The 18,549-nt window shown below is 68.9% G+C and carries 16 protein-coding genes and 2 pseudogenes; 7 read left to right on the forward strand and 11 right to left on the reverse strand.

Annotated elements, in window-relative coordinates; translation table 11 throughout:
• The first annotated feature begins 323 nt into the window (after positions 1–323).
• On the forward strand, positions 324–2,195 hold the full coding sequence (locus RZ84_RS03060) for a transketolase (protein WP_043262990.1): 1,872 nt from the start codon (positions 324–326) through the stop codon (positions 2,193–2,195).
• A 538-nt stretch (positions 2,196–2,733) separates the two neighbouring features.
• Positions 2,734–3,099, forward strand: coding sequence for a nuclear transport factor 2 family protein (locus tag RZ84_RS03065; protein WP_043262991.1), 366 nt, complete (start codon positions 2,734–2,736; stop codon positions 3,097–3,099).
• Positions 3,100–3,273: 174 nt separating this feature from the next.
• On the opposite strand, the gene RZ84_RS03070 is transcribed toward RZ84_RS03065, so the two are convergent.
• Positions 3,274–4,182: an alpha/beta fold hydrolase gene (locus RZ84_RS03070; protein ID WP_157878757.1), complete on the reverse strand. Its 909-nt coding sequence runs from the start codon at positions 4,180–4,182 to the stop codon at positions 3,274–3,276.
• A 610-nt stretch (positions 4,183–4,792) separates the two neighbouring features.
• Between RZ84_RS03070 and RZ84_RS03075 the strand changes: the two genes are divergently transcribed.
• Complete coding sequence (locus RZ84_RS03075; RefSeq protein ID WP_043262992.1) at positions 4,793–5,485, forward strand: hypothetical protein; 693 nt, start codon at positions 4,793–4,795, stop codon at positions 5,483–5,485.
• Between the two features lie 307 nt (positions 5,486–5,792).
• Here the strand turns inward: RZ84_RS03075 and RZ84_RS42235 are convergent.
• The 4 genes and pseudogenes from RZ84_RS42235 to RZ84_RS03090 form a co-directional block, all read right to left on the reverse strand.
• Positions 5,793–6,035 (reverse strand): annotated as a pseudogene (locus RZ84_RS42235) (arginine deiminase family protein); the annotation flags it as partial.
• Positions 6,036–6,170: 135 nt separating this feature from the next.
• Complete coding sequence (locus RZ84_RS40480) at positions 6,171–6,374, reverse strand: hypothetical protein (RefSeq protein WP_241777533.1); 204 nt, start codon at positions 6,372–6,374, stop codon at positions 6,171–6,173.
• A gap of 53 nt (positions 6,375–6,427) precedes the next feature.
• Positions 6,428–6,826, reverse strand: coding sequence for an ATP-binding cassette domain-containing protein (locus RZ84_RS40485; protein ID WP_241777534.1), 399 nt, complete (start codon positions 6,824–6,826; stop codon positions 6,428–6,430).
• A gap of 8 nt (positions 6,827–6,834) precedes the next feature.
• On the reverse strand, positions 6,835–7,578 hold the full coding sequence (locus RZ84_RS03090) for a metal ABC transporter solute-binding protein, Zn/Mn family (protein WP_078893542.1): 744 nt from the start codon (positions 7,576–7,578) through the stop codon (positions 6,835–6,837).
• On the opposite strand from RZ84_RS03090, the pseudogene RZ84_RS03095 reads away from it, so the two are divergent.
• Positions 7,559–8,446, forward strand: a pseudogene (locus RZ84_RS03095) (IS30 family transposase); the annotation flags it as partial. The gene RZ84_RS03090 and the pseudogene RZ84_RS03095 sit on opposite strands and share 20 nt — an antisense overlap.
• A gap of 160 nt (positions 8,447–8,606) precedes the next feature.
• Here RZ84_RS03095 and RZ84_RS03100 read toward each other — a convergent pair.
• The 3 genes from RZ84_RS03100 to RZ84_RS03110 form a co-directional block, all read right to left on the reverse strand.
• Complete coding sequence (locus tag RZ84_RS03100) at positions 8,607–10,244, reverse strand: APC family permease (protein ID WP_043262995.1); 1,638 nt, start codon at positions 10,242–10,244, stop codon at positions 8,607–8,609.
• An 809-nt stretch (positions 10,245–11,053) separates the two neighbouring features.
• Positions 11,054–11,539 carry a YfbM family protein gene (locus tag RZ84_RS03105; protein WP_043262996.1) on the reverse strand — a complete coding sequence of 162 codons (486 nt, stop codon included), beginning with the start codon at positions 11,537–11,539 and terminating at the stop codon, positions 11,054–11,056.
• A gap of 460 nt (positions 11,540–11,999) precedes the next feature.
• Entirely contained in the window at positions 12,000–12,431 is a 432-nt protein-coding gene (locus tag RZ84_RS03110) for an ACT domain-containing protein (protein ID WP_043262997.1), read from the reverse strand.
• Between the two features lie 102 nt (positions 12,432–12,533).
• Here RZ84_RS03110 and RZ84_RS03115 point away from each other — a divergent pair, with 102 nt between their 5' ends.
• Both RZ84_RS03115 and RZ84_RS03120 read left to right on the forward strand, forming a co-directional pair.
• Positions 12,534–12,911 (forward strand): 5-carboxymethyl-2-hydroxymuconate Delta-isomerase, encoded by a 378-nt coding sequence (locus tag RZ84_RS03115; protein ID WP_043262998.1) that lies wholly within the window; start codon positions 12,534–12,536, stop codon positions 12,909–12,911.
• A gap of 159 nt (positions 12,912–13,070) precedes the next feature.
• A complete protein-coding gene (locus RZ84_RS03120) occupies positions 13,071–13,355 on the forward strand; it encodes an acylphosphatase (RefSeq protein WP_107068219.1) in 285 nt (94 codons plus the stop codon).
• Between the two features lie 183 nt (positions 13,356–13,538).
• On the opposite strand, the gene RZ84_RS03125 is transcribed toward RZ84_RS03120, so the two are convergent.
• Together RZ84_RS03125 and RZ84_RS03130 are read right to left on the reverse strand one after the other, a co-directional pair.
• Positions 13,539–15,083 carry an adenosine deaminase family protein gene (locus tag RZ84_RS03125; RefSeq protein ID WP_241778004.1) on the reverse strand — a complete coding sequence of 515 codons (1,545 nt, stop codon included), beginning with the start codon at positions 15,081–15,083 and terminating at the stop codon, positions 13,539–13,541.
• A gap of 330 nt (positions 15,084–15,413) precedes the next feature.
• Positions 15,414–16,340, reverse strand: a complete 927-nt coding sequence (locus RZ84_RS03130) for a LysR family transcriptional regulator (protein ID WP_043268996.1) — start codon at positions 16,338–16,340, stop codon at positions 15,414–15,416.
• 134 nt (positions 16,341–16,474) lie between these two features.
• On the opposite strand from RZ84_RS03130, the gene RZ84_RS03135 reads away from it, so the two are divergent.
• A complete protein-coding gene (locus tag RZ84_RS03135) occupies positions 16,475–17,722 on the forward strand; it encodes an MFS transporter (protein WP_043263000.1) in 1,248 nt (415 codons plus the stop codon).
• Between the two features lie 177 nt (positions 17,723–17,899).
• Here RZ84_RS03135 and RZ84_RS03140 read toward each other — a convergent pair whose 3' ends face one another.
• Positions 17,900–18,427 carry a DinB family protein gene (locus RZ84_RS03140; protein ID WP_043263001.1) on the reverse strand — a complete coding sequence of 176 codons (528 nt, stop codon included), beginning with the start codon at positions 18,425–18,427 and terminating at the stop codon, positions 17,900–17,902.
• Positions 18,428–18,549 lie beyond the last annotated feature (122 nt).

Below are 18,549 nucleotides of genomic sequence, written 5' to 3' on the forward strand. Positions count from 1 at the left end.
TGCGCCGGCGACCACTTCGCCGAAACCGCCGACGAGGCGGCGCCTGGCCTCGGTAGGCCCGCCCTGCCGCCCTCGGAGAGATCAAGGCGCGCCACCGGTTCGATGTCCGGCCGCCACTGCCTGGCCATCCGCCCTCCGGTCCCCCCACCCGCCCGACGGTGCCAAGTGCGCAAAGCTCGCCGCCGCGTTCGAACACACCGCCCAGGGCCGTCCTGCCTGATCACCGGCCAAGGGGCGGATACCCTGCCCGGACGGTGATTCGGCCACCCCGAACCGGCGGCCCTCACCCGGCGCCCTCCGGCCGTCCACGAAAGGCCCTCACCATGACCGCAACGCAGACCACCATCCTCGGGCCCGAAAGCGACCTGCCCCAGATCTTCGAACTCGCGCAGCAGCTGCGGGTGGACTCGGTGCGCGCCAGCACCGCGGTCGGCTCCGGGCACCCCACCTCAAGCCTGTCCGCGGCCGACCTGATGGCGGTCCTCATGACCCGCCACCTGCACTACGACTGGGACGCACCCGACAACCCCGCGGGCGACCACCTGGTCTTCTCCAAGGGACATGCCTCGCCCCTGCTGTACGCGATGTTCAAGGCGGCCGGCGCCGTCAGCGACGACGAGTTGATGACGACCTACCGCCGTTTCGGCCACCGCCTGCAGGGCCACCCCACCCCCGTGCTGCCCTGGGTGGACGTCGCCACCGGTTCCCTGGGCCAGGGCATCGGCTACGGCGTCGGCATCGCGCTGGCCGGCCGGGACCTGGAGAAGCAGCCCTACCGGGTGTGGGTGCTGTGCGGGGACAGCGAGATGACCGAAGGGTCCGTGTGGGAGGCCCTCGACAAGGCCGGCCACCACCGGCTGGCCAACTTCACCGCCGTCATCGACGTCAACCGCCTCGGGCAGAGCGGCCCCACCGAGCTGGAATGGGACACCGGCGCCTACGCCCGCCGCATCGAGGCGTTCGGCTGCCGCGCGCTCGTGATCGACGGACACGACCTCCAAGCGATCGACCAGGCCCTCACCACCGCCGCCGACGGACAGGCCCCCACGGTCGTCGTCGCCAGGACCGTCAAGGGCCACGGCGTAACGGAGGTGGCCGACAAGGAGGGCTGGCACGGCAAGGCCCTTCCCGAGGACATGGCCGACCGCGCCGTCGCGGAACTGGGCGGCGTCCGTGACCTGCGTGTGCGCGGCCCCCGGCCACCCGCCACCACGCCCGCCCCCGTCCCCACCGCCGGTCCCGTCGAGCTGCCCCGCTTCGAGGTCGGCGACAAGGTCGCCACCCGCGTCGCCTACGGAGGCGCCCTGGCCGCCCTCGGCGCCCGCCCGGACGTGGTCGCCCTGGACGCCGAGGTCGGCAACTCCACCCACGCCGAAGACTTCGAAAAGGCCCACCCCGAGCGGTACTTCCAGACCTACATCGCCGAACAGCAGATGATCGCCGACGCCGTCGGCATGGCCGTCCGCGGCTACCGCCCCTACGCCACCACCTTCGCCGCCTTCCTCACCCGCGCCCACGACTTCATCCGCATGGCCTCCGTCTCCCAGATCACCATGGCGCTGTGCGGCACCCACAGCGGAGTCGAGATCGGCGCCGACGGCCCTTCCCAGATGGGCCTCGAAGACCTCGCCATGATGCGTGCCATCCGCGGCTCCACCGTCCTCTACCCCAGCGACGCCACCTCCGCGGCCGCCCTGACCGCCACCATGGCCGACCTCGACGGCATCTGCTACCTGCGCACCACCCGCGGCGCCTACCCCGTCCTCTACGGCAGCGACGAAACCTTCCCCGTAGGCGGCTCCAAGACCCTCCGCCACAGCGAGCACGACCAGGTCGCCCTCCTCGGCGCCGGCGTCACCCTCCACGAATGCCTCGCCGCCGCCGAACACCTCGCCGCCGACGGCATCCAGGCCCGCGTCATCGACCTCTACTCCGTCAAGCCCATCGACGCCGACACCCTGGTCCGCGCCGCCCAGGACACCGGCGCCCTGATCGTCGTCGAGGACCACCACCCCGAAGGCGGCATCGGAGAAGCCGTTCTCTCCGCACTCGCCGCCACCGGCAACCACCCCGCCTTCACCCACCTCGCCGCCACCGGCCTACCGGGCTCCGGCACCACCGACGAACTCCTCGACGCCGCCGGCATTTCCCACCCCCACATCGCCCAGGCAGCCCGCGCCCTGCTCCGGCGCTAGCCTCAGCAATCCGCAGCGCGACGCACAGCCCGCAACAGCAGCCCACACCCCACCATCGAGCGGCGGCGAGGCCAGACCCCGCCGCCGACTTGTCACCGAGATGACCACCACTCAGTCAGCGAGCCGGTCGATCGGTCAGCCACTCAGCCAGTCAGTCACCGCAAGGCACGATCCATTGCGACCCGGTGGTCGAGAACCCACTGATGCGCCCATCTCCCTACTGTGCACGAACGTCACCGCGGACTCTCGACAACCTCTGAACACAACGGCGTGCCAGTACAGATCAGGCTCGTTCTACCTTGGTGGCGAGTGCATACCACCCACCGTCGGCGATGACCGGTCCGTCGGCGACGAGCGCTCCGGATTCCACGAGCGCCGCAATCCTCCATCGGTGCCAGGTACTCCGCCGGCGTCAGTCACATACCCGTGCCGACCCCGGCACGACCCTTCGAGCGCCCCGCAAGAATTGGGTGCCGCGCCCAGCGGTGGCGGAAGCAATTCGCTGTCCCCTCGGATGCGGTCTGCGTAGGGTTCCCGCATGACGGATGAGAGTGCGCAGGCGATACAAGCGGCCATCGACCGGGAGTTGCGGCTTCTCGACCCTGAGGTCCGTGCCTGCCCGGCCCGTGTTCTGGAGCTTCTGGACCCGGAGTTCACCGAGATCGGGGCTTCTGGGCGCCGATGGGATGTGGAGTCGATCCTCTCGGTGACGAGTGCCGGAACCGTATCCCCGGACCGTCCGGTGAAGGTCAGCGACATGTCCGGTGTCGTCCTTGCCCCAGGCATCGTCCACCTGACGTACCTCGCCGACCACCGGGGCCGCCGGTCATGGCGCAGTTCCTTGTGGCGTCTGACGGAGACGGGCTGGCGGATGTACTTCCACCAGGGGACTTCGACCGGCTGAGTGTGGGAGACACAGTCGCAGGCCGGCGTCCCCGGTGCCTGGGCGACTCGCCTTCCGCCTCGGTCGACGTGCTCCAGCACTGCGGACGATTCGTGCCGGGACACCGCCGGCTTCCGCCTCCAGGCCGCTGCCTCCGTGGGGAAAAACATGCGCCGCAGCGGGTGTTGCGGCCGGTCAGCGGTGGTCCGCCAGTTCGTCGAGCCATGCGCCCAGTAGCGCATGTGCCTGGGCGGGGCGGTCCAGGTGGAGGTTGTGCCCCGCGCCGCCGAGCGTGACCGACGTCATCCGTGGGTAGTGCGGCAGCAGCAGGTCCATCTGGTCGCGCCAGCCTACCTGCCCGTCTTGACGCCCCGTCAGGAGCAAATGCGGGCGGTCGTCCGTAGCGATCCGCTCCTCGGGTCGAATCGGCAGCAGGTAGTTCTTCAGCAACTCCGCGGCATCCTCGCGGTGGCAGGCGCGCAGGCCCGGCAGAACATGTTCGCGGAACGCCTCCCAACCGCCGCGGTTCTGCCATACGCCGACACCGAGAAAGTCGGCGCGGTCCTCCGGCGGGAGCGAGGCCAGCAACTCCTCGTCGCGTTCCAGTGCCTGGTGTTCGGGAAGACTCCGCTCGCCGTGCGGCAGAACCAACGGCGCGAGGAGCGCCATCCCCTGCACCCGGTCTCGGCGCTCGGCCAGTACATGCCGGACCATCTGGCCGCCGAAGGACTGCCCCAGCACTGCGAACGGCTCGCCGTGCGTCGTCGCGTCGATGAAGTCCAGCAGCGCCCCGGCGACCGCCCCGGCGGTGACACGACCGTTCAGCCGTGGTGAGCGGCCGTGACCGGGCAGGTCGACATAGATCCGGCGCCAACCGGGACGACCGTCGAACACCGCCTCCAGCGGCAGCAGAAGCCGATGGTCCACGGTGTACCCATGCACCATGATCAGCGGCGTACCCTCTCCACGCTCGACGTGGAACAGCGGCATGGTCGCGGTCACGTAGTCCTCTTCCCCTGAGTCAGTGTTGCGAATGTTGCCAGTTGGCACAAGGTGGGGCGAGGTGCGGTTATTCCCGCTCCTGGAGACGTTGGCGCAGTTCACCGTGGTTGGTTCGTTGGCGCGGTCTGGGGCCGGGCTGGCCCTTGGCTTCGCTGTCGGAGGCAGTCGGACCGGTCGGTGATCCCGTCCCCCCTGTTGGCGCGTCCCGCGGACTCTCTGACGCAGAGCTCTGCCCTGCCGTGGGTGCCGGCCGCGGCAGGGCACGCGCCGGCTTCGGCTGCGCCGGCAGGCAGTGCGCCGGCGTGATGGCCTCTTCAACCACGCTACTTGCGCCAGTGCCTTGGGGTTTTCACGCGGTGGGTTACGAGCCTCGTCCACGACTCACGCCACCCCTTCACCGAGCAACTCGTGCGGGAAGCGCACGCTCGGCCGCCGGAACCCGAGTAGTGGCAGGCGCGGCAGGCGAGGCGAACGCCGGTCGCCTCGTGGCGTGACGCCTGGCCTCGTCAAGCCCTCAACCACCACAGACCCGCATGTGTGTTGCTCGTCAACCATCTGCTTGAATTGGCCGACGACCTGAGGAAACACGGCCCCGAACCCCTCGGCAGGCAGTGTCGCGGCGCAAGACTGACTGACCTGACTCGTGCCTTGCAGCCAAAGGAGCGGTACGGTGACTGGCGATCGCGCCCATTACTGGGAGGTTAGGAAGCGCATGATTGACCCACTTCTCCACCAGACCATCGAAAACCTCGAAAGCGCACTGCCGGAACTGGAGGCACAGGAAAAGCAGCTGCGCGGCGAACTCAACGACGTGGTCCAGCGCGTCACCTCTGCACGTCACGCCCTGGAGCACCTGCGGGTGCTGACTGGCGCCGCCGCTCCTGTTGAGCAGCCCGCGCCCACCACGGTCGAGACGGATGCCGCTGCGGCGGCACCGGCGTCGGTGGAACCGGCAGGTCACGGCGCCGGACAGGACTCCCCCGGGCTCGATGCCCCTGCCGCTCCCGAGCCCGTGGCGGAGCCCGCAGGCGCCGCGGCAGCGACCGTACCGTCGCCGCGCGCGGCGACGCCGCGCGCCAAGGCCGCTACGGCGAAGAAGCGCACCGCCAAGAAGGCCACGGCGAAGAAGGCCGCTGTACCGGCAACGGCCCGGGCCAGGAAGGCGGCTTCGAAGAAGGCCGCCCCGGCCCGGTCGGCCGCCGAGGGCGCAGGAGGGCTCCTGGAGGCCGCGCTGAAGGTGCTCCAGAAGGCGAACGGGCCGCTGCGCGCCAGGGAGATCAATGAAGCCCTGGGGCGGGAGGCAACTCCCGGGCAGATCGAGTCTGTTCGCAACACCCTCGATCGGGTGGCGAAGCAGCAGAAGCTGGTGACGCGTCCTGGGCGAGGCACGTACGCGGCACTCTGACCTCGTACAACCGCGTTACGGGTAGGGCCACGTTCCCCTTGGGACGTGGCCCTACCCGTACTTCGGCACTCGGGTCGGCGCTCAGTTCCGAGCGTGAATCTCCACGTCGCCAACCGGAATGCGACTTGGGGAGACAGGCGATGGGTCAAGTCTCGACGTCGTGGACGTCTTCCGCCAGTCGCCGCGTCTTCTGTCAGTCGCCGCGTCTTCCGTCAGCCGCTGCGTCTTCCGTCAGCCGCTGCGTCTTCCACGACCCACTACACCTTCCGTCACTCGCTCCCCGGAGCTTCTGGGCAGTGGCGAGCATGCGGTGGACGGGCCGGGACATGCAGCGGGGTCCCCCGCGTCCCCTGACCAGTTCGTCGCCTGTGATCTCGATGACGTGGATGCCGGCATGCCGCAGATCGTGCTTGGTGAAGGCGCGGTGCTGAAGGTCGAGTCGCTGGGTGTCCGGCCTCTCCCGGAACAGCGCGTACTTCTCCTGGTCACCTGCGGGGAACTCGTCCAGGATTCCCAGCGCATCGAACGCAACCGGGGTGTGCACCAACACCGCCCCGGACGACGTGGGTACTCAGCGGCGGTTACCACCATGGGGACCCCTGAATGAAGTTGACTGCCCCGAACCGGAGCGGACCGACCCTGCTTGCTGCCCACATACCGCCCTGACACGGGCGGCGCAGTGGCATCAGTCGGCAGCAGGGCACTCCCCCGCCCTCTCCGGACGTCCCACCACGACCAGTTGCCCGTCGGAGGAACGCAGCACCTCGATCGGCGTCCCGTAGAGCCCGGTCAGGGTGGCGAAGGTGATGACCTCCTGCGGACTGCCGGTGGCGGATCCGCCCGCGGCCACGTACACCACCGTGTCGAGGTGATGCAGTATCGGATTCACGTCATGGGCCACCATCACCACGGCCACGCCTTCCTGATGGCAGATGCGCCCGATCAACGCGGCCACCCACCCTGGTGGGACAGGTCGAGACTGTCCAACGGCTCGTCCAGCAGCAGCAGTCGGGGACGGCACACGAGGGCCTGGGCGATGAGCAGCCGTTGCTGTTCGTATCCGATGCGGTGGCCGGCCTGGCCGGGTCGGGCGCCGAGGACCCGCACCTCGCCCCCGGCGACCGGTACGGCACCGAGCAGCACCTTGATCAGCGTGGACTTGCCGACTCCGTTCGGCCCGAGGACCGCGGTGAACTCGCCCGCGCCGACGGTGAGGTTCACACCGGACCACAGGACCCGGCCGCCCACCCGCACGGCGGCGTCGCGCGGTTCCAGCACCGGCACGGCGCCGACTCCGGAGGCGTGGCCGCCGGCCACGTGCACCCCGGCTCCCGGGTTCATCACCCGACTCACCGCCCGGCGGCCTTTGCCAGGGCCTGCCGGATTCCCTGAAGTTGGGCGGTCTGCCACTGCCGGAAGGTCGCGATGGCGGGAGCCAGGGTCTCGGTGACGGTGGCCACGGGGATGCCCGCGTCCTTGGCCTCCTTGACCTGTGCCTGGACATCCGGCGTGGAGTTCTGGGAGTTGTAGACGTAGATCCTGATCTGCTTGTTCTTGATCTGGTGGTCGATGGTGGCCTTGTCCTTGGCCGTGGGGTCGGTGCCCTCGCTCATCGCGTGGAGGAAGGTCTCCGGGGTGAGCATCTTCAGCCCCAGGCCCTGGACAAGGGGGGTGACGATGGATTCCGAAGCACCGACGGGCGTGCCGTGGTACTTGCCCTTGATCTCCGATATGAGCGTGCTGTACGAAGCCAGGTCCCTGGTCTCGAAGTCGGTCTTGCGCCGCCCGAAGTAGGCGGCGTCGGCCGGGTCGGCCTTCTTGTAGTCCTCGGCGATCTGCTCGATGACCTGGTGGACATCGGCCGGCGAGTACCAACGGTGCGGATTGCCGCCCGGCTTCACACCGACCAGGTCGCCGACCTTCAACTCGGTACGCCCGCTGCCGGGGTTGGCGGCGAACAACTTGTCGGCCCAGGCGTCATAGCCGATGCCGTTGACGATCGCGTACCCGGTACCGGCCACCGTGCGCGCGTCGGCGGCGGTCGCCTCATAGTCGTGCGGGTCGGTGTCGGGGAGCCGGGAGGTCCGCCGCAACCGGACGGTGCTGTCCGACGGCCGCTGGTACTACCGGCCGCACGCCGCCCAGCGCCGCACGGACCAGCACAGGCCACGGCCCAAGACAGGCAAGATCGGGCAGAACCCTGAGCTGCGGGACTTCGTCCAGGACCACCTCACCAGGCGGTGGAGTCCTGAGCAGATCTGCCACGCTCTGCGCAGGCGCTTCCCCGACCCGCCGGAGATGCACGTGGTCCACGAGACGATCTACCAGGCCCTCTATGTCCAGGGCCGCGGTGAGCTGAAGCGGGAACTGACCCGCGCTCTGCGAACCGGACGCGCCATGCGCCGGCCCCACCGGCAGGCGGCGAGCCGTAGGCAGCGGTTCCCGCACCCGATGGTCATGATCAGCGATCGGCCTGCCGAGGTCGCCGACCGCGCCGTTCCCGGCCACTGGGAAGGCGACCTCATCATCGGCAGCAACAACCGCTCCGCCATCGCGACGCTGGTCGAACGCAGCACGCGCTACCTGATGCTCGTCCATCTTCCCCGCGGGCACTCAGCCGCTGCCGTCCGCACGGCACTGGTGGAGACCGTCCAAACCCTTCCGCCTCATCTGATGCGGTCGCTGACCTGGGACCAGGGCACAGAGATAGCCTACCACCACCACTTCACCGTCACGTCCGACATCCCGGTCTACTTCTGCGACCCGGCCAGCCCCTGGCAGCGCTGCTCCAACGAAAACTCCAACGGCCTGCTGCGGCAGTAGTTCCCCAAGGGCACCGACCTGCCCCGGCACACCCGCGAGGAGCTGGACGCCGTCGCCGCCGAGCTGAACAGCCGCCCACGCAAGACGCTCGACTGGGAAACCCCAGCCGAGCGTCTGTCTAAACTGATCGCGGCTTGATCAACTCACCACGGTGTTGCAACGACCCCTGGAATTCGCCCGGACGGGGCCCGCGTGCGTATGGACCATGGCCTCCATGTCTGGCACGACGTCGTCGGCCAGGGACCCGGGTACGGGTCGGCCGGGCCGGGAGGCCAGGTCGCGGGACGTGGGGTTGGGCTCAGTGGCCGCCCTCGTTGACGACCGCCACCTCCTCGATGTTCTGCTCGATGGCCTCGGCCGGGACGGCAGTGGCCCGGGCCCAGTAGTAGATGCCGACGGAGAACAGCGCGACGATCGCCATGTCCCACCAGAGCGGGATGTGGCCCTTACCACCGAAGCCACCCTGCCAGGAAATGACCCCCATACCGATCAGGTAGACCGGGAGCCACTGCGCGGCCTTCCAGTCCAACCTCGGCGCGTTCGGCAGCTGCCTCTTCGTGGCATAGGCGGCGTAGCTGCCGAGCAGGACGTAGCCGATGATGATCGCCCAGCCGAGCCGCTGGAGGGTGTCCCAGCCGGCCCAGTAGATGATCAGGCTCGCGACGACGAACGACAGCGGGGAGAGCACATTGCCGCCGGGGAGGCGGTAGGGACGCTCGTGGTTGGCCAGCCGCCGGCGGAACACTCCGAAGGCCAGCGGGGCGCCGGCGTACATCAGGACGCTGGCGGAGGTGATGAAGGAGACGAGTTGCTGCCAGCTGGGGAAGGGCAGGAAGCAGATCACGCCGGTCACGAAGGAGATGATCAGGCCGAACCACGGTACGCCGCGGCCGTCGGTCCTCTCGAAGAGCCGGGGTGCGTAGCCGTTCTTGCTCAGGCCGTAGGAGATACGGGAGGTGGAGGTGGTGTAGATCAGGCCGGTGCCGCCGGGGGAGATGATGGCGTCGGCGTACAGGACCCAGCCCAGCCAGCCCAGGCCGACCACGGTGGCCAGTCCGGCCCAGGGGCCGCTGATGCCGGCGTAGTCGAGCTTGGCCCAGCCGTGGGCGAAGGAGGCCAGCGGCAGGGCGCCGATGTAGACGACCTGGAGCGCGGTGTAGATCACCGCACCGATCACCACCGAGCCGATGGTGGCGCGCGGCAGATCACGCTTGGGGTTGCGGCTCTCCCCCGCCAACTGAATGGCCTGCTCGAAGCCCAGCAGCGCGAAGATGATGCCACTGGTGCTGATCGCGCTCAACACACCCTTGGCACCGAACGGCGCGAAACCGTGCGAGGTGAAGTTGTGCGGATGGAAGTTGGTCGCCGCGATGACGAAGATCGCCCCGAGGGGTACGGCGATCTTCCACCACGTCGCGGCACTGTTGGTGTGTGTGAGCACCTTCACACCGAGGAAGTTCACTGCGACGAAGATCGCCATGAGCACGAGAGCGACAACGAAACCGCTCGGTGTCAGGGTCCCGTTCGCGTGTTGGAATCCCTTGGCCCATGACCAGTGGCCGGCGTAGCCGATCATGGCCTCGACCTCGATGGGCGCCACCGTCGCCGCCTGGAGCCAGGAGAACCAGCCGAAGGACATGCCGGCCAGGCCGCCGAAGGCGTAGTGCGGATAGCGGGCCGTGCCACCGGCGACCGGGAAGAGGCCACCGAGCTCGGCATGCACCAGTGCCAGCAGCACGATCGCGACCGCGCCGATGCCCCAGGAGATCACCGCGGCCGGGCCTGCCACCACGACGGCCTTCTGGGCGCCGTAGAGCCAACCGGATCCGATGATCGAGCCCACCGAGGCCCACATCAACCCGATCAGTCCCACATCCCGGCGGAGAGAGCTGGGGTCACGTGCCTTCTGGGGAGCAAACTCGCCAATGCTTACCATGCGGCGCCTTTCAAAAAAGCCCAGGGCTTGCTGGAAAATCTGCCTAAGATTAGAAAGCGTTTACGGATACGCAAAGAGTCATTGCCGGAATATTACTTTCCCTGGAAAGTTTCCGGCTGACTTTCTCTGGTTCTCTGGTACCGCCGGGATGCCCGATCGGATGGGCGGCGGGATGAATGCGCAGACCTGAAGGCACGGCGGAATATTTCCAGCGATCCCTTCGACCACCGTTCGCGCCACACGATCAAAGCTTGATCTTTCGTGTTCGGACATTGCCATTGAACACAGCTGTCCGCCCTGTTCACGGTCCCGAGTACTGCACTAACTTCCCGTCAAGTTACCTGATCTGGAAGGCGATTGGCGTCCTGCCGACCGGGAACCGGACGTCCCAGTTCGGTGTGTACACCGGCAAGTTCCGGCTGTGGCCGGCGGCCGTTTGATCGAGGCACAGCGCGGCGGTCTCTCATTTCGTCGGCGGCGTAGAACCTGGGCACATTCGTTGCCACGGCCTACTTCTGTCCAGATTCGCTGACCCCGGCCATACCCCTCTCGGACGCTTCGTGCCGGCACACCAGGGCTGTCTTCCGGGGCGGAGCGGCACTCCCTCCGGAACGTCCGACAGCCGAGCCGGTCCAGGTTCCGCCGGTCGAGCCAGAGCGGGCAGGGCACAGCCTGCCGGGCCACAGCCAGGTCCGGCAGGCTTTCCCTCACCCGTGACCAGAGGTCCCGTGCAGGGGACGTCGCACGGTTGATCCCCGGCCTACCGAAAGGGGACGGGGCGGCTAATCCCGAACGCGCGAAAGCTCAGCTCAAAAACTGAAGCTCATGAACGCCCCATATCCGCTCTCCGCCGCCTCTATGAAGAATGTGACGAGTTCCTCGTAGGAGCGCTCGAGCCAATCCAGCTCGCCCTCCGGATCGAACCTCCAGGTGTTGGGGTACACCTCCTCCGTCATCATCTGCTCCGGGTCATAGTGCACCGCCAACCGCTCCCACGGGGTCGCCCGCAGCTGCCTTGCCAAGCTCCCGATTTGCTCCGCCGACCACCCGAACAGGGTGCCGTCCTCCAGGATCTGAAACCCGTCCATCAGGAACTCGATTTCCACGTCCGTCTCGTCGAGCAGAAACTGGAGGCCGGCCCACGCCTTGTCCGGGCCGCCGTGAGGGCGATCCGGCATCGAGAGGTCGTCGCTGTCGTACAACTCGTAGATGTATTCACCAGCCCAACTCGGGTCGTTCTCCGCCCTGTCCAGCTCCTCCATTGTCGCGCTGATGAAGGAGATGCTCACGCCCATGAAGTCCAATCCCCCTTGATGTAGGACTTGTTCAGCACTTGTTCGACCCTTGGCTCGAACGGCGACGTGAGTGTTCCACACAGCTCTGACACACGGCTGCGGCCGGCGGCGAACGACGGCAGCGGTGTCCGATGGCGTATGTGGTTGGGCATGGTGGAGAGGAGGGTTGCACAGGCTGGTGTCACGGCCGACGTGGATGCGATCCTCCGTCGGTCCCGCCGTCCACGATTCATCGCCCGGCCCGGTTGTGGGAAGAATGAAGGAACCTCGCCGGAGCGACATACCGGTGGCCATGCTCGTAGCCCGGCATATCCCTTCAACCGCTGGTGCGGTATTACGCGGAACACCGTTGAGCTGACGGGGCCCTGGAGCGGTTCCGCCGGTCGGCGGCCGACACGTCCGCAGCTGGAGCGTCCCCGCCGCCAGGGTCACACGCCTCCGGAATCACACGCCGCCAGAATCACGCGCCGCCGGAATCCGGGGCACCAGTTCGCCGTCCGCACTCGGTCAGCTCCTCCAGTACGGCGAGGGTGCGGGCGGTGGCGTCGTGGGGAACGAACAGGTGGTCATGGTGGAAGCCGGCGACCACGTTGCAGCTGATACCGGCCTGCGTCAGCGCCTCGGCGACGGCCGCGGTGAGGCCGACGGCATCCAGGGCCGAGTGCACACGCAGTGTCACCCAGCCGGCGATGTAGTCGTAGGCGAGACCGGCCCGGTCGGCCTCCTGCCTGGGCAGGACGAGCGTCAGTCCCTCCTCCTCGGCGACGGTGACGACGGGACGGATGTCCGGCCGGACACGACCATCGGGAGCCACGGTGAACACGTACTCCCCTGGGTTCAACTCCGGTCGCATATCAGCGAGCAGCTTGTCCAGGTCCTTCTCCGCGGGCAAGTGGCTCTCCTTCAGTGGTCGGTGTCAGAGTGGCATCGGGCGTCTGCCGGACGGTGACTGTCCGCATCCGCCTGCTGGTTCGACGCTCCGGGAGGAAACCCTATGCCGCACATACTCATCGACCACGACGCGACGCTGCGGGAGGTCCTGGACCGCCGCCGCTTCGCTCACGAACTGCACGCGCTCGCCGCGAAGACGGTCGACGGCATCACCGTCGAGAGCTGCAAGACTCGTTTCCGCTGCGTCGACGACGTCGTCATCGCCCACGGCGAACCCCAACAGGCCCTGATCCACGTGGATTTCGCGATCCTCCCGGGCCGCACCACGGAAACCAAGACGCTACTGAGCCAGGCCGTCCTCGACCTGGTACGCACCCACACGGCGGCGGCCACGGGCCTCACGGTCCATGCCTCCGTCGAGGTCCGGGACCTCGACGCGGCCTACGCCAAACACGTGAAGCCGGTGACCACACAGGAGTGATGACCGGAGTGATGGGTGGGAAGTGACGCACGTCACCGGGCCACCTGAGGGCCTGGAGCGTGCCACGCCCAGGCCCTCAACCACACCCAGGGGTTGGCGAGGGGCGTGCCGGACGCGACGATCGTCCCCCGGCCCGGCCCGTTGATCTACAGTCTGCCCATGGTGAGGAAGCACGTGATCGTGTCCGGACGGGTGCAGGGCGTCTTCTTCCGGGACACCTGCCGTCAAACCGCCCTTGAGCACGGCGTCTCGGGGTGGGTGCGCAACCTGCCCGATGGGAATGTCGAGGCGGTCTTCGAAGGAGACGAAGGCCGCGTCGCGCAGATGGTCGACTGGGCACACCAGGGGCCACCGGCCGCGGCCGTGGAGAAGGTCGAGGTACGGGACGAGGAGCCGGGACGGCTGGGCGGCGGCTTCGAGGTCCTGCCCACGCCGCGCCTGTAGACCCGTGCCGTGCGGCCGGTCGGGAGCGGCGATCGGGCTCGCGCGGCCGGTCGGGACCAGTACACCGGTACCGCAGCGCACGGCCTCGGCGCCCCGTGCGTGAGACGTGCACGGGGCGCCGAGGCCGGGAATGGGACAGCGGTCGGCGTCAGCGGTGACCGGGAAGAGGCCACCGGTGAGTGGTCACCGGTGAGTGGTGAACTTCCGCTCGAAGGAGGTGAAGGCGGTCTCCTGCCGCCACTCGACGGCCGCCTTGGGGCTGGACGCGAGCAGGCGGCGGCAGGTGGCACCGGGGGTTCCGCTGCCGGGGAGCTGTCCGCGGCAGGCGGCGACCGGGTGGTAGCCGTACCGGGTCGGGTTGCCCTGCCACAGGCTGCGGCCGGGCAGGAAGGAGTACTGCAGCGAGGCGCGGGCCAGGTCCTTCAGTTCGCCGTAGCCGAGACCGTACGTCGTGGACGCGTACCGGTACTCGTGGGAGATGTCGATGCGGGAGATACCGGGGTCGTCGGTGGCCAGCACGATCGGCACCCCGTACGCGCGGTAGGTCGTGAAGGGGTGCTCTGCTCCCTTCACGCCGAGGATCTGGGCGTTACTGGTGAAGGGGACCTCGACGGCCACCTGGCGGTCGGCCATGGTCCGTGCCAGTTGCCGCCAGTTGTCCTCGTGGACGAGGTCGACGCCGTGACCGATACGTTCGGCGTGGGCGACGTCGACGGCCTCGTTGATGTGGAACTTCAGGTCTTTCGGCTTGGCCAGGCCCGGCCACAACTCGCCCGCGTGCAGGGTGATGTGGGCGCGCGGATACGTGCGGTGCAGATAGGCGAGCATCCGCATCTGGAGGGAGTAGTTGCGCAGGGCGCTTTCGCCGTCCTCGGGCTGGACGAGGTTGACCGCGGTGAACCGGCCGTCCCGCTCGGCCAGGCGCATGCCCAGTTCCATCTGTGTGAAGACCCGCTCGGGACTGCTGCCGCGGGAGACCTGGGAGTTCCAGCGCACGGTCAGGCGGCAGCCCGGGGCGGGGTGGGAGGTACCGCAGCGGGAGGCCGTACGGAACTCGGCGTCGGCGTCGTCGGCTTCCTTGCGGGCGGTGGCCACCAGGCGGTCCAGCTTGCCGTCGGCGACCAGGGCCTTGTGCATACGGTCGAAGTCGCCGTTCCAACCGACCTGGTCGGCAACCTTCTTGGCCTGATCGGAGGCGGGCGTGACCAACGTCTCCAGGTAGAACTGGTTCTGCCCGACGATGTCGTCGGCGACCTTCGACAGCAGCTTGCCGCGATGGCGCCAGGTCACCTCACCGAACTTGCCGAACGCGTCGAAGAAGTGGTCGTGCCCGGACTGTCCCGCCGGGAAGTCCTCCATGGACCAGGCACGCATCAAGGCGTCGTGGAAGGACCGGTCGGTCCGGGCGTCGGCGGCCGGCCGCTTGCCGGGCCCGCACGGCGCCTCGACCGCCGTCATCGTCTTTTCGTCGATGCACAGTCCGTCCTGGGCGGCGAGCGTGATCAGGTACTCGGTGGGGACTGCGCCGGAGAGGTGGTTGTGCAGGTCACCGCCCTTCGGCAGATGCCGGAAGAAGCCGCGCAGCCGCGCCGGGTCCTGGCGAACGGACTCCAGATAGGCGGCGGTGCGCGCTTCGGCCGCGGTCAACGGACGCACGGAACGCGACGTGGGGGCAGAGGAGTTGGCCGGCTGCGCGGCAGCGGGCAGTACGGACGACAACGAGAGCATGCTGAGGGTGGCCAGACCGACCCGGAAGGCCCGGCGACGGTTCACGGCACGATGGTGATCACGATTCACCATGGCATCGTTGCTGCTCAACCGGGCTACCGGGAGGCACTTTTCGGCAATTTCCCCCGGACGAGAGTCCGGCTCGGGGACCGGCGGGACTGGCGGGACCGGCGGGACTGGCGGGTCCGGCCGGTCCGGCGTTCACAGCGGCGGGCGCCGGCGCGCGCTTCGCCCCTCCCACGCCCGTACATCCCCACAAATCCCACCAAGCCAACTGATTCCATCAACATCATCAACTTCCGGGCGCCGGGAGCGCGGTGGTCCCGACCGCTATGCCCATGCGGGCGTCCAGCTCCCGGCGTCGGAGTGGTCGCGCCGCCCGGAGTGGAGGTGGTCGCGGAGCGCGGCGAGTCCCGGGTGCGCGTTGTCGCGGTGCCACAGCAGTGAGTGCGGGTAGACCGGTGTCGGATTCCGCACGGCGACGCGCCGCAGGCCGTGGTCGGCGGGCCAGGCGAAGCGGGTCTGCTCGCCGACGAAGGTCGCCAGTGACCGGGAGTCGGCGATGGTGTCCAGCAGCGGCTCGGTGCCGAAGTCGGGGCCGGTGATCTCGATGGTGAGCCCGAACGCGGCGGCGAGGGCGTCGTAGTAAGCCCCCCACTCGGTTCCGGGAACGATGCCGGGCATCCAGATCCGGTGCCCGACGAGCTCGGCGGGCGTGACCGCGCGGGCCGCGGCGAGCTCGTGGGCCGGCCCGGTGAGGAACTGGATCGGCTCGTCGAGGACCCGGGCGGCCCCGATGTCGTCGGGGAGCTGCCGGCCGGGCATGGTGACGGCGCGGAAGGACGCGTCGATGGTGCCGGACCGGATGGCGTTGACGGCCGCGTCGGCGTCGAAGAGCGTCACGACATCGAGCTCGACCTCGGGATGCGCGCGATGGAAGTCGCGCAGCAGGTCGGCCGGGGCGAGCCGCCGGCCGATCACGTCGACGCGCAGCGCGCGGCGGCCGGGACGAACGGAGGCGACCGCCCGCTCTTCGGCCCGCAGGAGATCGCGGGCGTGGGGCAGGAACGCCTGTCCGTCGATGGTGAGCGTCGCGCCTCGCGCGGTGCGGGTGAACAGCCGCACGCCGAGGCTCTTCTCCAGCGTGGCGATGCGTTTGGAGACGGCCTGCTGGGTGATCGACAGTTCGGCGGCAGCGTCCTGGAACCGCCCCGCGTCCGCGACGGCCACGAAGGTACGCACAACATCGAGATCCACGCCCGCCACGCTATACGCACAACACACGGTTGTGCATTGCTGTCTGGTCGGTTGTTTGATCCGGGCGTCTGCCAGTCGCTTTGATGCCGGTGGTCGGTGAGCGGTTGTTCGGAGCGGCGAGAGGCGCGTGGGGTATGGCGGGTAGGCGGGCGCTGGGGCGGCGGTTCCGGCGGTTGTGGGCGGCGTATGCGGTCAGCGCGTACGGCACCGGGCTCGGTTTCGGTGCGTTTCCGCTGATCGCGGTCCTCGTGCTGCACTGCGGGCCGACCCAGGTGGCGGCGCTGTCCGCCGCGGGACGGGCGGTGGGGGCCGTGGTGGCGGTGCCGCTCGGTCCGTGGGTGGAGTTCCACCGCAAGCGGCCGGTCATGGTGGCGATGGACCTGACCCGCTTCGCGGCGTTGCTGAGCGTCCCCGCAGCGTTCGCGTGCGGCCTGCTCAGCTTCGCGCAACTGCTCGTTGTCTCCGTCGTCGTCGCCGCGGCCGACATCGCCTTCAAGGCGGCCAGCGGTGCGCATCTGAAGGCGCTCGTGCCGCCCGAGGACCTGCTCGTCGCCAATGGCCGGTTCGAGTCCACGACGTGGACCGCGACCGTGGTCGGACCACCGCTCGGCGGGGCCGCGATCGGACTGTTCGGCCCGGTGACGACCGTGGTGGCCGATGCGGTCAGCTATCTGCTGTCGGCGCTGGGCATCCGCGCCATCGGCGGGAGCGAGCCGCGCCCCGCACGGACCGGTGCCCCGCGGCTGCGCGCCGGTGCCCTGCTCGAAGGGTGGCGCCACATCCTCACCCACCCCACGCTCCGCCCGCTGTTCTTCAACTCGATCATCGTCAACGGCCTGATCATGGCCGCCGAGCCGCTGCTCGCCGTACTCCTGCTGGGCCGCCTCGGGTTCGCGCCCTGGCAGTACGGTCTCGTGTTCGCGGTCCCTTGCGTCGGCGGTCTCGTCGGCTCGCGCCTGGCGCCCCGGCTCGTGACGCGGTTCGGGCAGCACCGGGTGATGGTCGCCGTCGGGGCGCTGCGCGCGTGCTGGCCTGTCGGATTGGCGTTCGTCCGGCCCGGCGTCCCCGGGATGGTACTGATCATCGCCGTCCAATTCGGCCTGGTGACCTGCTGCGGTGTGTTCGCTCCCGTGCTGGCCACCTACCGGCTCGACCACACCGCCCCCGACCGGGTCGCCCGCACGCTGTCCGCGTGGTCGGTCAGCAGCAGCACCAGCATCGCGGCGATGACCGCCGTGTGGGGTCTGCTTGCCGCCGTCACGAGCCCCCGCACCGCGATCGCACTCGCCGGAGTCCTCCTCCTGGCCACCCCGCTGCTGCTCCCGCGCCGCGAGAAGGCGCCCCGGAGCGCAACGGAACAGGCCGCGAGTGCATCGGCGTAGACGCCCGCTTTCAGGAACGGCTACCCGACCGCTCCCATCGGTCCGCGGCTGACGTACCCGGCCCGCGGCTGACGTCCCTGGGCGGTCGGAGCGGCAACCGCAGGCAGTGCCAACGTCCCCGTACGGAAGTCCGGCCCTTCGGTACGGCTTCGGTTGCCGGACCTCCGCACCGAGGGATCATCGACCCGTGCTGCCGTCCAACTGCTCGCGCAGAATATCGGCGTGGCCGGCGTGCCTGGCGGTTTCCTCGATCATGTGCACCAGGACCCAGCGCATCGACGGGGGCGGCGTCTCGCGCAGCGAGCGCGCTCCGGGACGGTTCAAGTCCTCGCATGCTGCGGCGATCTCGTTGCTTCTGACGACCGCGGCACGATAGCCGTCCACCACCTCGTCAACCGTCTCGCCATCGGCGATCGGCGCCGCGTCATCCCACCGGTCGGTCCGCTTGCCGGCGTACGCCCACTCGAACCAGTTGAGCTCGACCGACGTCAGGTGCTTCACCAGCCCCAGCAGGCTCGTTCCGGAGTCCACCCCGGGCTTGCGGGCCTGCTCTTCCGTGACGCCGACCGTCTTGGCCGCGACGGCATCGCGCAAGTAGTCGAGGAAGGCCGGCAACGTCGTCTTCTCGTCCGCGTTGAGCCCTGGGGGGCGCAAGTCACCGCGCGTATCCGCATCCGTATCCGTGGCCGTGTACGTGTCCGTCATCGCCTGAGCCTACGGCATCGTTGTGGATCGTCCACTGTCAATTCAGCGCAGCGAGACGGTTGTTGGCAACGGTGGTACCGCAGGTGACCACGCCACCCGGGATCGGGGCGGTCCCGCAGCAG

The organism is Streptomyces sp. CT34, assembly GCF_000805335.1.
In the GTDB taxonomy this organism is placed as follows: Bacteria; Actinomycetota; Actinomycetes; order Streptomycetales; family Streptomycetaceae; genus Streptomyces.

Excerpts from the sequence above, each read along its gene's own strand:
- RZ84_RS03120 (WP_107068219.1), top strand. The coding sequence starts at position 13,071 with ATGGTGAGGAAGCACGTGATCGTGTCCGGACGGGTGCAGGGCGTCTTC.
- RZ84_RS03100 (WP_043262995.1), bottom strand. The coding sequence starts at position 10,244 with ATGGTAAGCATTGGCGAGTTTGCTCCCCAGAAGGCACGTGACCCCAGC.
- RZ84_RS03060 (WP_043262990.1), top strand. The coding sequence starts at position 324 with ATGACCGCAACGCAGACCACCATCCTCGGGCCCGAAAGCGACCTGCCC.
- RZ84_RS03065 (WP_043262991.1), top strand. The coding sequence starts at position 2,734 with ATGACGGATGAGAGTGCGCAGGCGATACAAGCGGCCATCGACCGGGAG.
- RZ84_RS03115 (WP_043262998.1), top strand. The coding sequence starts at position 12,534 with ATGCCGCACATACTCATCGACCACGACGCGACGCTGCGGGAGGTCCTG.
- RZ84_RS40485 (WP_241777534.1), bottom strand. The coding sequence starts at position 6,826 with ATGAACCCGGGAGCCGGGGTGCACGTGGCCGGCGGCCACGCCTCCGGA.
- RZ84_RS03125 (WP_241778004.1), bottom strand. The coding sequence starts at position 15,083 with ATGCTCTCGTTGTCGTCCGTACTGCCCGCTGCCGCGCAGCCGGCCAAC.
- RZ84_RS03105 (WP_043262996.1), bottom strand. The coding sequence starts at position 11,539 with ATGGGCGTGAGCATCTCCTTCATCAGCGCGACAATGGAGGAGCTGGAC.
- RZ84_RS03135 (WP_043263000.1), top strand. The coding sequence starts at position 16,475 with ATGGCGGGTAGGCGGGCGCTGGGGCGGCGGTTCCGGCGGTTGTGGGCG.
- RZ84_RS03075 (WP_043262992.1), top strand. The coding sequence starts at position 4,793 with ATGATTGACCCACTTCTCCACCAGACCATCGAAAACCTCGAAAGCGCA.
- RZ84_RS03140 (WP_043263001.1), bottom strand. The coding sequence starts at position 18,427 with ATGACGGACACGTACACGGCCACGGATACGGATGCGGATACGCGCGGT.